The organism is Lentzea sp. NPDC037011, from assembly GCF_055607425.1.
The window spans coordinates 12,930-26,704 of record NZ_JBVJRT010000014.1; the positions used below are offsets into that span (position 1 = coordinate 12,930).

Consider the following 13,775-nt stretch of genomic DNA (forward strand, 5'->3'; position numbering starts at 1 on the left):
TTAGCGGTGAAGCAGGCCCTGCAGGGTCGCGGAATTCTCTTCGGGCCGTGTTGAGACGTCCACGCCGATCACGTCGATGGCCGCGATCCGGCGGCCCAGGTGCTTGACGTCGATCGTGCGCTTCGCGGTCGGGGCCGTCGACGGGTGCACGATGACCGCGCGCGGGTCGTGGGGCTGGTAGGCGTGGGCGTAGGTCAGCAGCTGGTGGACGTCCTCACGGGTGACGGCACGCCGGTCGTAGTCCTTCCACTTCGCGTCGACCGGCAGCCGTTCGAACAGGGCGTCCGGGCGGTAAGGCCTCGCCCGGTCGCCGTACCGGTGCACCATGACCCCTTCGATCGTCGCCGGGCTGCCGACCATCCGGTGCACCACTCGTTCCCACACCTTCTCGATCACCAGCAGGTGCGACTCACCGACCAGCGTGCGCGGCAGGAACAGCTCCGAGACGCCGCCGGCCCTGAGCACCACCTCGGCCCACGCGTGCGCGGCCCGGTACCGGAGGTTCAGCCGGTTGTGCCGCGACCTGGCGAGCGTCGAGCGGGCGACCTCGGCAGTGCAGAGCGGGAACTCGGCGGAGAGCTGCCTGGCCTGCTGGCGGAGCTTCGCGGTGGTGGCGGTCTTCGCGGCGTGCCGCAGAGCGGCGCCGCACACCTCGTTCTCCCAGATCTGCACGGTGCGGTCGAACGTGCGGACGTGCAGCCGGTCGAGCATCCCGAAGCGGTGGGTGGCTTGGCGGGTGAGGTCGAGCCTGCCCCGGACAGCCGCCTCGACGGTCTGTCGCGGCTGGTAGTCCTTGCGCAGCTGGTCGCGCAGCAACGTCCGGCACTCGTCGAGCAACGCTTCGACCGCCATGTCCGGGAAGTAGTCCCCGTCGGCGTCCCACCCGCGCCGTTGCGACGAGACCGGGTGGTCCCGGTTCGCCGCGTAGTGCAGCCAGTGCAGCAACATCTCGCCGCTCACCGGAACCTTCGGCTCGATGACCAGGTCGGCGTTGTCCAGCTTGAGGAGGCCGACGACCTTGCGGACGGTCAGGGTCGTGCCCTTGGCGGTCGGGCGTGGCGTGAAGTACTTCCTCAGCTCCGGGCCGTCCAACTTGCGCAGATCCGCTTCGGTGAGCTCGAAGTCCAGCAGGGTCGTGTGCTGCTCACGGAACTTATTCATTCGTGTCCGCGTCCGCGCTGAACTCCTTCGCCAGCACCTCCAGCAGGTCACCGGGAGTGGTCTCCGGGCCGACCTTGGCCTTGCCGAGGACCGCTTCGAGGAGGACCTGGTCGTTGCTCGTGCAGTCCTCCAGCAACGGCAGCACGTCGTGGAAGTACACCGAGTGGACGTCGCGCTCGTTGTCGAGCGGTTTGTCGTCGCGCAGGAAGAACGCGTGCCCGATCTCGTGGTCGGGGCTGAGGTGTTCGGCGATCCGGCCGTTGAGCTCGGTCAGGAAGACCCCGAGCTCAAGAGGGCCCACCGCGCCCGCGATGACCTCGTAGTCGGTGCGCACGGGCTGGAACTCGAACCGCCTGCGGATCGCGGCGTCCAGGTGGGAGACGCTGCGGTCGGCGGTGTTCATGGTGGCGATGATGTAGACGTTCGCCGGAACGCTGAACGGTTCGTTCCCCGTCGAGAGTTGGAACTCCTTGCCGCGCTTGTCCTTCTCCAGGTAGGTGACCAGCTCGCCGAGCACCCGCGGCAGGTCCGCGCGGTTGATCTCGTCGATGACCAGGACGTGGTTCGGCTCGTTCCGCGCCCGCTCGCAGACCCGGTAGAACACGCCCTTGGCGAGTGTCAGCGACAGACCGCCACCCTCCGTCTCGGTCGGCCGGTAGCCGAGGATGAAGTCCTCGTAGCCGTAGGACGGGTGGAACGTCGTGTGCGTGACCCGGTCGCCGGCGAACTCCGCCGCCGCGGCGAAGGCCAGCCGGGTCTTGCCGGTACCCGGCGGGCCGAAGAGGACGACCTGGTTCTTGCGTTCCAGGCCGCGGATGACGTCCTCGACGTCCTTCGGCACCGGAACGGGTTGGGCGGCCGCGCCGGGGACGGCTTTCGCGCTGATGGTGTTCCACAGTGCCGGTCGCACCGGCGCGAACGTGCGGAGCCAGGCTCCGACCGGCGCGTCGAGATCCTGTTCGTACGAGGGGTCCCAGTCGACCGAGACGGTGTGGCGGTAGTGCTCGATCCCCGGGTCGTAGCGGTAGCCGCGGTCGGTGACGGTGCCGACGGCGAGCACCTTCGACTTGCCCTGGTTCGCGATGACCTTCGCGCCCGCCGGGAGATCGCGGAAGTACTGGAACAGCCGGGTCGCGCTCGCGCGGTGGGACTGCGCGGACTTGTCGGGGTACTCCTCGGCGAGCGCGAGGGCGAGTTCTCCGCCGGTCGTGTACTGCCGGAGGTCACCGACCCGGTCCCAGCCGACGCGGATCACCTCGTCCCGCAGGCACTCGTCCCAGTACCGGCCGCCACGTCCAGGCGCGATCTTGATGATCGTCTTGGCGGAGACGGGTGCGAGGAAGTGCTCGTGCAGGTAGCGGACGACCTCGGCGTACTTCCAGTGCCGGAGCACCGGATGTGCGTCAACCGCCTCCCTCAGCTGGAGGTTGAGCTCCCACACCAGGCCGTTGGCGGTCGGGGTGTGACCGAGGAGCTGGATGAGAGCACGCAGGTCCGCCGCCGAGTAGATCGGCAGGTAGGACTCCGGCGCGTAGGTGTGAAGCGCCTTGGTGACAAGTGACTGCCCGTGGCGCAGGAGCGGTGCCTCTGCGAAATCACCGTCGAGCAGCGCCTCCACGAGCTGGTCCCTCAACACCGTCCACGACCTCTCCGGCGCGGAGAAGCCGCGAGAGCCTGCGGTGTACCACTCCTGGCTGCGTTCGCGCCGGAAGATGACGTACTTGGCGAAGCTCCCGCCCTTGATGTTGCCCAGGTGCGGGGTGCCGTCCTCCATCGCCGCGCAGAACGACGGTTCACCCGTGCCGATCGCGAAGCGTTCCAGTGGCAGCTGTGTCCACACGTTCAGCGGGTGGTCGGCGAGCACCTGCTCACGTTCGCGCTCGGCCAGTTCCAGCTCGTCGTCCATCTCCGGCTTGGGATGGGTCTCCAGAGCTGTGGTCAGGTGGTCCAAGCCGGGCACGAATGCTCCTCACGACGGCGGGCCTTCGGGAAGAGCATCGAACATCAGGGCCGGAATGTTCCTCAACGCCGCGCTTCGGATGTGCACCTGGCCATGAGAGCGAGTGCGTTGCTGGGCGCGGCGCCGTGCATCGTGTTGTCGAAGTACACGTAGGTGTCGCGGTCCCACTCCTCGACCTTGCGCGCCCACTCGTCGAGCTGCTCCTCGCTGTAGGAGCTGATGTACAGCTCGTCGTGCCCGTGCAGCCGCACGTAGGCGAAGTCCGCGGTCACGGCCTCGATGCACGGGAACGTCGGCGCGTCCGACACCACGTGGGCGATGTTGTGCGCGTGCAGGAGGTCGAAGTAGGCGTCGGTGCGGAACGACTCGTGGCGCGGTTCGAGGGCGTGCCGGCCCGGTGGCAGCGCGGCGAGGAAGTCCTGGAGCAGGCCGCGGTCGAAGCGCAGGGACGGTGGCAGCTGCCAGATGATCGGGCCCTGCTTGTCGCCGAGGGCGAGGGTGTCGGTGAACGCCTTGAGCGCGTCCTCGGTGTGGCGCAGGCGTTTGTCGTGCGTGATCAGCTTCGGGCCCTTCACGGCGAACGTGAAGCCGGCCGGGGTCTCGGTGGCCCACTTGCGGTAGTAGGCGGGTGGCTGAAGGCGGTAGAAGGAGCTGTTGACCTCGATCGTGGCGACGTGGGAGGCCAGGTGGCCCAGCCACAGGCGTTGGGGGATGCCGCGGTAAAAGCCGTCGCGCCACTCGGGGTAGCGCCAGCCCGACGTGCCGATTCTGATCACGGAAGCGGGGTAACCGCAGCGGGCTGTAGCTACTCCGTAGCGCTTTTCGGGGAGAAGTGCTACGTTGGTGCTATGTCGCCCACTGCTATCGGACAACGGCAGCTCCGCAACGACAACGCGGAGATCATGCGGCGGGTCGAGGCGGGGGAGAGCTTCGTCGTCACCCGCAACAACAAACCGGTCGCCCAGCTGTCGCCGTACCGGGTCGACGTGAGGTGGCACGAGCAGCCGCGGGTGCGGCTCGGTGCCGTGCAGGACGCGTTCCGGCAGCTGCCGCCGGTGGACGCGGAGCGCTGGGAGGCCGACCGGCGTGCGGCCGACGAGGTCTTCGGTGAGGACGACCCGGCGGACGACCCGTGGCAGAGGTGAGCCGGGCCCTGCTCGACACGGGTGTGGTGATCCGCCTTGAGCACGTCGATCTGGGGCCGTACGTGCAGGCGCAGCCGTTCCTGAGCGCCGTCACGATCGCGGAGTTGGCGTTCGGGCTCGACACCGACGACCCGGTGGAGCGGTTCGCGCGCACCGAGCGGTTCTACGCCGCGCAGCAGCAGTTCGAGGTGCTGCCGTTCGGCCTGGAGGAGGCCAAGCTCTACGGGCAGATGGCGTCGCTGGTGCGCAGGGCGGGGCGCTCACCCCGGCCGCGGCGCATGGACCTGCAGATCGCCGCGACCGCGGCCGCCGCGGGGATGCCGGTGCTGACCATGAACGTCAAGGACTTCGCGGACCTGGACCGCCTCGTCGAGGTCGTGCCGGTGCGCCAGGCCTGAACATCGCCAAAAGCCGTTTGAGACGCAACGTTCCCCTCTAGGCTGCCCGCATGTCGGTCACGAAGGGCTTCACCTGCACCTGCTGCGGTCAGGAACACGGCGGTCTGCCGTTCGCTCAGCTGCTGGCCGCGCCGGCCTACTGGTCCGATGAGCTCGCGGGAAAACCCGGCAACGTCCTGGGCGACGAGATGTGCGTGATCGACAACGAGCACTTCTTCGTGCGCGGCCGCATCGTGCTGCCGGTGCGTGACGCCGACGAGAACTTCGAGTGGGGCGCCTGGGTGTCGTTGTCGAAGGACAACTTCGCGCGCATGGGCGAGGTGTTCGACGACCCCGGCCGTGTGCACGAGCCGCCGTACTTCGGCTGGTTGTCGGTGGCCCTGCCCGGTTACGAGCCGACGACGCTCAACCTCAAGACCAACCTGCACACGCAGGAGCGCGGCATCCGGCCGATCATCGAGCTGGAACCCACCGACCACCCGCTCGCGGTGGAGCAGCGCGAGGGCATCACCGTCGCGCGCGTCCAGGAGTTCGCGGAGTTCGCCCTGCACCGGTGACACCGGTGGTTTCGGTGCTGCCGGTCAGGAACGCCAGCACCTGCTCCAGGTGGTCGATCCCGATGCCGGTCCGCGCGGAGACGGGCACCAGCAGCGTGCCGGGTCGTGCCGCCGCCCATTCGGCGTCCCGCCGCTGGAACTCGTCGTCCAGCCACGCGATCCGCCGTTCACCGGCCCACGCCGTGATCGCCGGGACCTTGCCGTGCCGACCGTCGTGGTGCTCCGACCCGCGGCCGCCGAAGTCGATCCACTCCAGCTCGGGCAGGCCCAGCCGGGGCCCGATGAACTCGTTCGCCTCGTGTTCCCACGTCGTCGCCCACACCAGGTCCGCGCCGGTCGCGGCGGCCAGTGAGAGCAGCCACGGCCCGTGCGACGGGTCGAGCCACACCCGCAGCGGGCGGCGGAAACCCGCGGGGCGCAGGCGATGGGTGTGGTAGCCGGCGGGACGGCGGGTCGGTTTCGCCGCGTACGGGTTCAGCGGCCCGTCGACGTCGACCAGGATTGCGGGTCGCGGGAACATGACGTGATCGAAACATCCCGAACGCTAATGATCCCGCGAATCATCCCGATACGGGTCACATGACTCTCGCGGAGATCGTGACATCGGGGACGGCGGCCCACGTGCGGGCCGCGCTCGAACGGCAGCTCGACGGCGCGCTGGTGGAGGTTCCCGAGGAGGACGGCTCGCCGCGCAGGGCGTTCAGCGAGGCGTTGCGCAGGGCGTTGATGCTGCGGCAGAAGCACCCGTTCGACGTCGTCGCGCTCGGCCTGCCGGACCTGCTGCGGTACCGGGACCTGGTGGCGGGGTCCGAGGTGACGTTGCGGGCCACGAACATCGACGCCTATTTCATCCGGCCGGACGGCAGCGTGGAGCATTACCGGCCCGAAACGGAGTGAAGCCCGGCCCCCGCGGAAGGGGAGCCGGGCTTCACCGTGCAGCGACTAGGCGGGGACGGAGGCCACGCCCGGAGCCAGGAACCGCTTGCCGGTCACCTTCTCCGAGATGCCGGTGCGGTCCAGGTACGGCGTGATGCCGCCCAGCCAGAACGGCCACCCGGCGCCGAGGATCATGCACAGGTCGATGTCCTGCGCCTCCGCGACCACGCCCTCGTCGAGCATGATCCGGATCTCCTCGGCCAGCGCCTCCAGCGCGCGCGTCTTGACCTCTTCGCCCGTGAGCGGGGAGGAGCCGAACTCCCACAGCGCCAGGACCTCGGGGTCGACGGTCTGGTTGCCGGAGGAGTCCCACTGCCAGACGGCGCCCTTGCCCGCGGCGACGAACTTCTTCATGTTCTCCGACACCGAGAAGCGGTCGGGGAACGCGCCGTGCATCGTCTCCGACACGTGCAGCGCGACGGCGGAACCGACCAGCTGCAGCAGGATCATCGGCGACATCGGCAGGCCCAGCGGTTCGGTGGCCTTGTCGGCGACCTCGAACGACGTGCCCTCGTCGACCGACTTGATGACCTCGCCCATGAAGCGGGTCAGCAGGCGGTTCACGACGAACGCGGGCGCGTCCTTCACGAGCACCGAGGACTTCTTGAGCTGCTTGCCGACCGCGAACGCCGTGGCCAGCGTGGCGTCGTCGGTCTGCTCGGCGCGCACGATCTCCAGCAGCGGCATGACCGCGACCGGGTTGAAGAAGTGGAAGCCCACGACCCGCTCGGGGTGCTTGAGCTTCGACGCCATGTCCGTGATCGACAGCGACGACGTGTTCGTGGCCAGGATCGCCTCGGCGGAGACGTGCTCCTCGACCTCGGCGAACACCTGCTGCTTCACGGCGAGGTCCTCGAAGACGGCCTCGATGACGAAGTCGGCGTCGGCGAACGCGGCCTTGTCGAGCGAGCCGGACACCAGCGCCTTGAGGCGGTTCGCCTCGTCCGGCGAGATCCGGCCCTTGCCCGCGAGCTTGTCGATCTCGGCGTGCACGTAGCCGACGCCCTTGTCCACGCGCGCCTGGTCGATGTCGGTCAGCACGACCGGCACGTGCAGGCGGCGGATGAACAGCAGCGCCATCTGCGAGGCCATCAGGCCCGCGCCGACGACACCGACCTTGGTGACCTTGCGCGCCAGCGACTTGTCCGGTGCGCCGGCCGGGCGCTTGGCCCGCTTCTGCACCAGGTTGAACGAGTACAGGCCCGCGCGCAGCTCGTCGCTCATGACGAGGTCCGCGAGGCCCTCGGTCTCGGCGGCGTAGCCCTTCTCCAGGTCGTTCTCGCGCGCCAGCTCCAGCAGCTCCAGCGCCTTCTCCGCACCGGGGGCCGCGCCCTTGGTCTTGCCGTGGACGATGGCCTTGGCCCGCGCGACGGCGGCGTCCCACGCCTCGCCGCGGTCGATCTCCTTGCGCGGCACCGTGATCTCACCGCGCACGACACCGGACAGCCACAGCAGCGACTGCTCCAGGTAGTCCGCGGAGTCGAACAGCACGTCCGCGATGCCCAGCTTCAGCGCGTCGGCCGGCCTGAGCATCTTGTTCTGGTTCAACGCGTTCTCGAAGATCACCGTCACGGCGTCGTTGGCGCCGATCAGGTTCGGCAGCAGCTGCGTGCCGCCCCAGCCGGGGAACAGGCCCAGGAACACCTCGGGCAGCGCGATCGCCGCCGCGTTCGACGCGAGCGTGCGGTAGTGGCACGACAGCGCGAGCTCGAGGCCACCGCCCATGACCGCGCCGTTGACGAAGGCGAAGGTCGGGATGTCCGAGTCGGTGAACTTCTTGAAGACGTCGTGGCCCAGCTTGCCGATGGCCACGCCCTGCGAGCGGTCCGACGCCTGCTCGACGGCGGACAGGTCCGCGCCGACGGCGAAGATGAACGGCTTGCCGGTCACCGCGATGGCGGCGGGGGAGGCCGCGTAGGCCTCGTCGAACGCCGCGCCCAGGGAGACGAGCGACTGCGGGCCGAACGTCGACGGACGGGTGTGGTCCAAGCCGTTGTCGATCGTGATGAACGCGACCGGCTTGTCGAGGCCGGGCACGGTGATCAGACGCGTCTTGGCGTGGGTGACGACCTCGTCGGGGAAGATCGCCTTTGCTTCCTCAGCGGTGATGGTCACTTGCCACTCCAGTTCGGGTTCTCCCAGATGACCGTTCCACCCATGCCGATACCGATGCACATGGTGGTGAGGCCGTAGCGGACGTCCGGCCGCTCGGCGAACTGACGCGACAGCTGCGTCATCAGGCGCACGCCGGACGAGGCCAGCGGGTGGCCGGTCGCGATGGCGCCGCCCCACTGGTTCACGCGCGGGTCGTCGTCGGCGATCTTGAAGTGGTCGAGGAACGCCAGCACCTGCACGGCAAACGCCTCGTTGATCTCGAACAGGCCGATGTCCTCGATGGACAGGCCCGCGCGGGACAGCGCGCGCTCGGTGGCGGGCACCGGGCCGACGCCCATGACCGACGGGTCGACGCCCTGGAACGCGTAGCCCACCAGGCGCATGCCGATCGGCAGGCCGAGCTCGCGGGCGGTCTCCTCCTCGGCCAGGATCGCGCCGGTCGCGCCGTCGTTCAGGCCGGCCGCGTTGCCCGCGGTGACCCGGCCGTGCGGGCGGAACGGCGTCTTGAGCTTGCCGAGGTCCTCGACCGTGGTGCCCGGACGCGGCGGCTCGTCGGCCGTCGCGAGGCCCCAGCCGTGCTCGGCGGACCGGGTCGCGACCGGCACCAGCTCGGGGCCGATCTTGCCCGCGGCCAGCGCGGCCGCGTACTTGGCCTGCGAGGCGGCGGCGTAGGCGTCCGCGCGGTCCTTGGTGATCTCCGGGAACCGGTCGTGCAGGTTCTCCGCGGTCTGGCCCATGACCAGCGCGCTCGGGTCGACGATCTTGTCCGACAGGAAGCGCGGGTTCGGGTCGACGCCCTCACCCATCGGGTGGCGGCCCATGTGCTCGACACCGCCCGCGATGACGACGTCGTAGGCGCCGAACGCGATGCCGCTCGCCGCCGTGGTGACGGCGGTCATCGCACCCGCGCACATGCGGTCGATCGCGTAGCCGGGCACCGACTTCGGCAGGCCCGCGAGCAGCGCCGCGGTCCGGCCGATCGTCAGGCCCTGGTCACCGGTCTGCGTGGTCGCGGCGATGGCGACCTCGTCGACGCGCTCCGGCGGCAGCTCGGGGTGCCTGCGCAGCAGCTCACGGATGACCTTGACGACGAGGTCGTCGGCACGGGTCTCGGCGAAAATCCCCTTGGGGCCGGCCTTGCCGAACGGCGTGCGGACGCCGTCGACGAAGACCACGTTCCGAACGCGTGCCGGCGCTGCTGGTGCGGCCACGGCGTCTCCTCCACTTGTGGTGACAACTCTGTCCACTCCGGCGGGGGTGCGCGACATCCCTACCGGTCGGTAACGCCAACTCTAGCCCTAGTTACTGGCCGGTAACCACCGTGGCGCCCCTGTTCGTTGTGTCACACACCTTGCGGACGACGAGGAAGAGCGGCAACCCGACCGGGGCCAGCAGGATCGTGATCACCAGAACGGGTGCCATGATCAGCGGGTTGATGTCCAGACGGCGGCTTTCGAGGTACATCCAGCGCCCGACGAACAGGTCCCACGCGAGCATGTGCGCCCACACGACCGCCGTGCCGACGTCCGTGGCCAGGTACGCCGCCAGCGGTCCGATCTCCGGCCGCGTGACCAGCGGCAGGACCTCGGGCAGCTCCGGGACGACCAGCACCACGTAGATCAGGACCGCGGGCAGCACGATCAGGTACGACTCGGCGATCCGCCGCGTCCACGACCACTTCGGCGCGAAGATCATGAGCGCCCAGAACGGCGCGGCCACCAGGAACGTCAGGTCGAACAGCGTGGCGGTCATGCGGGAACGAGCTCCTTCTTCGGTGCACGCGCCCACACCACACCCAGTGCGGTCGCGACGATGATCCCGGCGAGCGCGAGCAGCGTCGTGCCGTCGGGCTGGACCAGTGACTGACCGCGCAGCGCCTGCCACGTCACGAGCAGGAAGACCCCCAGGAACGACCCGCTCGCGACCCAGGCGAACCGGGCGTTGGCACGGCGCCCGAGCAGGGCGACGACCGCCGGCAGCACCTGCAGCGCGTGCATGCCGACGAAGTGCCCGACGCGCAGGTCGCCGTGCTCGGTGCTCCAGCCGGTGAGCGCCATGTACGCACCGCCGTCGGGCGCGCCGACCGTGTGGGCGCCGAGCGTGTCGCCGTCGAGTGCCTGGCCGGGCTTCGGCTGCGTCATCAGGAAGCCGACGCCGAGGCCCAGGAACGAGATGACCAGCCCGAGCCGGATCGACCACGCGAGCGCCCTGTTCTCGATCTCGGTGCGCCACAGCAGGACCGCGACGATCGCGTGCGTCACCCAGAGCACGACGATCGTCGAGCCCATGATCGAGAACAGGGCCGCGTCGAGCGGCGTCTCGAAGTTGAAGTGGCTGCGCTTGCCGCGCACGACCTGACCGACGATCACGACCATCTCGGCGGCGCCGGCGACCGCGAGCACGGTGCCCGCCCACCAGCCGACGCGCTGGAACCGCTTCAGGTAGGTGAGCAGCCAGGCGAGCGTGAACGCGTAGACCGACAGCGACACGGCGAACTTGAGCGGCTTGAGCCAGATCGGCGAGTTCACGACCGTGCGGTCGTCGAGCAGGAGCCCGAGGAGCGCCACCGGGACCAGGATCACCATCGACCAGCCGAACAGGACTAACGGACGGTGCCACGTGCAAGTCATCTCTCTGCCCCCTGAATGGATAGCGGTACTGTCTGCTATCCGGAAGTTACACTATCCATATGCGTGTTGGCGAGCTTGCGAAGCGAAGTGGCGTCCCGGTGCCGACGATCAAGTACTACCTGCGCGAGGGACTGCTGCCGGCCGGCGTGCTGACCAGCCCGAACCAGGCGCACTACGACGAGGAGCACCTCCGCAGGCTCCGGCTGGTGCGGGCGCTGGTCGACGTCGGCGGCCTCTCCATCGCGGCCGTGCGGGAGGTGCTCGCCGCGGTCGACACCCGTGACGACTCACTGCACAACAAGCTCGGCGCCGTGCAGGAGGCCATCAGCCAGCCGGGTTCGGTCGAGCTGGACCCACTCGCGGTGCGGGACGTCCAGTCGTTCTTCGCACGGCACGGCGAGACGGAGTGCGCCGACGTTGCGGAGAGCAACGTGACCCGCATGCTCGCCGCCGCCCTGTCAGCGGCCCGGTCGGTCGGGCACGACCACTTCGAGGAGCTGCTCGACCCCTACCTGGAGGGGATGCGGCTCATCGCACGGGCCGACCTCGAGTACATCGCGCGACGCGGCTCCTCCGACGCGGTCATCGAGGCGATGGTCGTGGGCACCCTCATCGGCGACGCCGTGATCAAGGCGGTGCGCCGGCTCGCGCACGTGCAGGTGTCCCGCGAGGTGATCGGCGACGGCTTCGACGGTTGAGCTCCGGTAGCTCGCGCAGCCGATATATCAGTTGCCCGCGCAGCTACGCGTCCAGCTCGGATGCCGCTGACCTGCACCCTTGCAATGAGTCTTTTGCGGACGTCGTCAAAAACTCATTGCAAGGGTGTCAGCGTGAGTGCAGAAGTAGCTGCCAGCGGACCTCGCCGTCGTGCAACTCGCCAGTGGCGGTCAGCCCGGCCGACGCAGCCACCTTGGCCGACGCGTGGTGCTCGGGGTGGACGTGCGCGACGACGGTCCGCACCGGCTGCGTGCGCAGCCACTCGACGAGTCCGCGCGCTGCCTCGCTCGCGATGCCACGGCCCTGCCACGGCGTGCCGACCACCCAGGCGATCTCGGCTGTCGCGTCGGCCGCGGTGACCGTCGCCTGGACGATGCCGGCGAGCTCGCCGGTCTCGCGCAGCCGGATCACCCAGTTCAGCCACCGCACGTCCGGATCGGGCGATCCCGCGACCAGCCGCCGGTACCGCGCAGCGAGCTCGTCCGGTGCGTACGGGGTTCCGCCGATGAACGCGTGCAGCGCCGGGTCCGCCAGCACCTCGGCCATCTCCGCGGCGTGCTCGACGCGCAACGGCACCAGGTCCAGCCGACCCGTGCGAATCTCCGCGCCGACCTGCGAACTGTCGTCCTTCGTCACGCCGCCGATCATCCCCGACCGCACCCCTTGCAACGGTTCTTTTGCCGTCGTCGTCCAAAGACTCATTGCAAAGTTGCAGGTCAGTGGCAGCTCGGGACTGATATATCGGGTGAGGTGCGTGCCTGACTGACTGCGGGCGGGGCCGAGCAAAGACCGGGGCGGGCTGGCCGCGGCAAGTACTTCGTGCGCGGCCGGCCCGTCCCGGCGACAGGATGGTCAGGACGCCGGCGGGGGTGCTGTCGCGGTGAGGGCCTTCGCCAGGGCATCGAGGGTCAGCTCGACCTGCCACGACCGCGCCCCTCCCTCGCGCAGCACGGCGGCCACGGACTCGGGGGACAGGTCGGCGGGGGGTTGCCAGCAGGTGCGGCGCACCAGGTCGGGCAGCAGCAGGTTCTCCACCGGCAGGGTGTTGGCCTCGGCGATGGTCGCGAGTGCCGCGCGGGCGGCGGCGAGCCGGGCCGCGGCATCCGGGTCCTTGTCCGCCCAGCGGTTGGGCGGGGGAGGGCCGTCGTGCTGGCCGGCGGGTTCGGGGAGCTCCGCCTTGGACAGCGCCGAGGCGCGTCGCAGGGCGTTCATCCAGGTGCCGGACATCCGGCGCTGGGCACGGCCGCGGAACACCGGGAGCGCGAGCAGTTCGGCTTCCGATGCGGGGTTGCGGGCGGCGGCTTCCATGAGGGCGGAGTCCGGGAGGACTCGGCCTGGAGCGATGTCGCGTTCGCGGGCCACGGCGTCGCGGGCTTCCCACAACGCGCGGACCAGCGCGAGCTGGCGCTGGTTGCGCACGCGGTGGATGCCCGACGTGCGCCGCCAGGGGTCGGTACGGGGGCGCGGCAACGGCGCCGTCCGTACCGCCTCGAACTCCTCGAGCGCCCAGGCGAGCTTGCCCTGGCGCTCCAGCTCGGCTTCGAGAACGTCGCGCAGCTGCACGAGCAGCTCCACGTCCAGAGCGGCGTACGTCAGCCAGTCGGCAGGAAGGGGGCGGCGCGACCAGTCGGCCGCGCCGTGCCCCTTCTCCAGCCGATAGCCGAGCAGCCGCTCGACCAGCGTGCCCAATGCCACGCGTTCGAACCCAGCCAGCCTGCCCGCCAGCTCGGTGTCGAACAGCACGCCAGGTCGGAGCCCGAGTTCGGCGAGGCACGGCAGGTCCTGGGACGCTGCGTGCAACACCCACTCGGTGCCCTCCAACGCCTCCACCAGGGGGTCGAGCCGTCCGCCGAGGGCGATCGGGTCGACCAACCAGGTGCCGGCGCCTTCCCGGCGCAGTTGCACCAGATAGGCACGCTGTGAGTAGCGGTAGCCCGAGGCTCGCTCGGTGTCCACCGCGACCGGGCCCTCCGCCCCGGCGAGCGCGTCAGCGGCTCGCCGGAGCGCAGAAGGATCGGCGACCACCGGCGGAACCCCATCAGCAGGTTCCGTCAGCGGTACCGGACCGGGTCCGGCTGGTGCGGTTGGCTCGTCGGCGGGTACATCCACAGCGGAAGACCCTACGACGATCGCACCACTCACAGGTGTTCTCGGCC

15 protein-coding genes are annotated in these 13,775 nt (G+C 69.7%); 5 read left to right on the forward strand and 10 right to left on the reverse strand.

The features are described from left to right. From ACZ7CH_RS34415 to ACZ7CH_RS34425, 3 genes are all read right to left on the reverse strand, one after another. Positions 1 to 1,161: an McrC family protein gene (locus ACZ7CH_RS34415; protein ID WP_470375819.1), complete on the reverse strand. Its 1,161-nt coding sequence runs from the start codon at positions 1,159 to 1,161 to the stop codon at positions 1 to 3. Then, complete coding sequence (locus tag ACZ7CH_RS34420) at positions 1,154 to 3,121, reverse strand: McrB family protein (RefSeq protein ID WP_470375820.1); 1,968 nt, start codon at positions 3,119 to 3,121, stop codon at positions 1,154 to 1,156. Before ACZ7CH_RS34420 ends, ACZ7CH_RS34415 begins: the two co-directional genes overlap by 8 nt. A gap of 62 nt (positions 3,122 to 3,183) precedes the next feature. Continuing rightward, the gene (locus ACZ7CH_RS34425) at positions 3,184 to 3,897 is read right to left on the reverse strand and encodes a DUF72 domain-containing protein (protein WP_470375821.1); all 714 of its coding nucleotides are present in this window, start codon (positions 3,895 to 3,897) and stop codon (positions 3,184 to 3,186) included. A 72-nt stretch (positions 3,898 to 3,969) separates the two neighbouring features. Between ACZ7CH_RS34425 and ACZ7CH_RS34430 the strand changes: the two genes are divergently transcribed. The 3 genes from ACZ7CH_RS34430 to ACZ7CH_RS34440 are packed head-to-tail and all read left to right on the forward strand — an operon-like array spanning position 3,970 to position 5,221. Continuing rightward, positions 3,970 to 4,266: a type II toxin-antitoxin system Phd/YefM family antitoxin gene (locus ACZ7CH_RS34430; protein WP_458433653.1), complete on the forward strand. Its 297-nt coding sequence runs from the start codon at positions 3,970 to 3,972 to the stop codon at positions 4,264 to 4,266. Further along, a complete protein-coding gene (locus ACZ7CH_RS34435) occupies positions 4,254 to 4,664 on the forward strand; it encodes a PIN domain-containing protein (protein ID WP_470375822.1) in 411 nt (136 codons plus the stop codon). The genes ACZ7CH_RS34430 and ACZ7CH_RS34435 overlap by 13 nt, the downstream gene beginning before the upstream one ends. A 50-nt stretch (positions 4,665 to 4,714) precedes the next feature. Further along, complete coding sequence (locus tag ACZ7CH_RS34440) at positions 4,715 to 5,221, forward strand: DUF2199 domain-containing protein (RefSeq protein ID WP_470375823.1); 507 nt, start codon at positions 4,715 to 4,717, stop codon at positions 5,219 to 5,221. Here ACZ7CH_RS34440 and ACZ7CH_RS34445 read toward each other — a convergent pair. Then, entirely contained in the window at positions 5,172 to 5,741 is a 570-nt protein-coding gene (locus ACZ7CH_RS34445; RefSeq protein ID WP_470375824.1) for an HAD domain-containing protein, read from the reverse strand. The genes ACZ7CH_RS34440 and ACZ7CH_RS34445 overlap by 50 nt on opposite strands. A gap of 59 nt (positions 5,742 to 5,800) precedes the next feature. Between ACZ7CH_RS34445 and ACZ7CH_RS34450 the strand changes: the two genes are divergently transcribed. Then, a complete protein-coding gene (locus ACZ7CH_RS34450) occupies positions 5,801 to 6,118 on the forward strand; it encodes a hypothetical protein (protein ID WP_360399174.1) in 318 nt (105 codons plus the stop codon). Positions 6,119 to 6,163: 45 nt separating this feature from the next. Here ACZ7CH_RS34450 and ACZ7CH_RS34455 read toward each other — a convergent pair whose 3' ends face one another. Genes ACZ7CH_RS34455 through ACZ7CH_RS34470 form a run of 4 tightly spaced genes read right to left on the reverse strand, consistent with a single transcriptional unit; the run spans position 6,164 to position 10,857 of the window. Then, positions 6,164 to 8,272: a 3-hydroxyacyl-CoA dehydrogenase NAD-binding domain-containing protein gene (locus ACZ7CH_RS34455; protein ID WP_360399171.1), complete on the reverse strand. Its 2,109-nt coding sequence runs from the start codon at positions 8,270 to 8,272 to the stop codon at positions 6,164 to 6,166. Beyond that, entirely contained in the window at positions 8,269 to 9,540 is a 1,272-nt protein-coding gene (locus tag ACZ7CH_RS34460) for a thiolase family protein (protein WP_458433648.1), read from the reverse strand. The genes ACZ7CH_RS34455 and ACZ7CH_RS34460 overlap by 4 nt, the downstream gene beginning before the upstream one ends. A gap of 34 nt (positions 9,541 to 9,574) precedes the next feature. After that, positions 9,575 to 10,024 carry an ABA4-like family protein gene (locus ACZ7CH_RS34465; protein WP_470375825.1) on the reverse strand — a complete coding sequence of 150 codons (450 nt, stop codon included), beginning with the start codon at positions 10,022 to 10,024 and terminating at the stop codon, positions 9,575 to 9,577. Then, positions 10,021 to 10,857, reverse strand: a complete 837-nt coding sequence (locus tag ACZ7CH_RS34470) for a hypothetical protein (protein ID WP_470375826.1) — start codon at positions 10,855 to 10,857, stop codon at positions 10,021 to 10,023. Before ACZ7CH_RS34470 ends, ACZ7CH_RS34465 begins: the two co-directional genes overlap by 4 nt. Before the next feature lie 104 nt (positions 10,858 to 10,961). Here ACZ7CH_RS34470 and ACZ7CH_RS34475 point away from each other — a divergent pair, with 104 nt between their 5' ends. Next, on the forward strand, positions 10,962 to 11,600 hold the full coding sequence (locus tag ACZ7CH_RS34475; protein ID WP_458433646.1) for a MerR family transcriptional regulator: 639 nt from the start codon (positions 10,962 to 10,964) through the stop codon (positions 11,598 to 11,600). Between the two features lie 127 nt (positions 11,601 to 11,727). Here ACZ7CH_RS34475 and ACZ7CH_RS34480 read toward each other — a convergent pair whose 3' ends face one another. Further along, entirely contained in the window at positions 11,728 to 12,255 is a 528-nt protein-coding gene (locus ACZ7CH_RS34480) for a GNAT family N-acetyltransferase (protein WP_470375827.1), read from the reverse strand. A gap of 216 nt (positions 12,256 to 12,471) precedes the next feature. Then, a complete protein-coding gene (locus ACZ7CH_RS34485; RefSeq protein WP_360399153.1) occupies positions 12,472 to 13,728 on the reverse strand; it encodes a ribonuclease D in 1,257 nt (418 codons plus the stop codon). Positions 13,729 to 13,775: the final 47 nt, after the last annotated feature.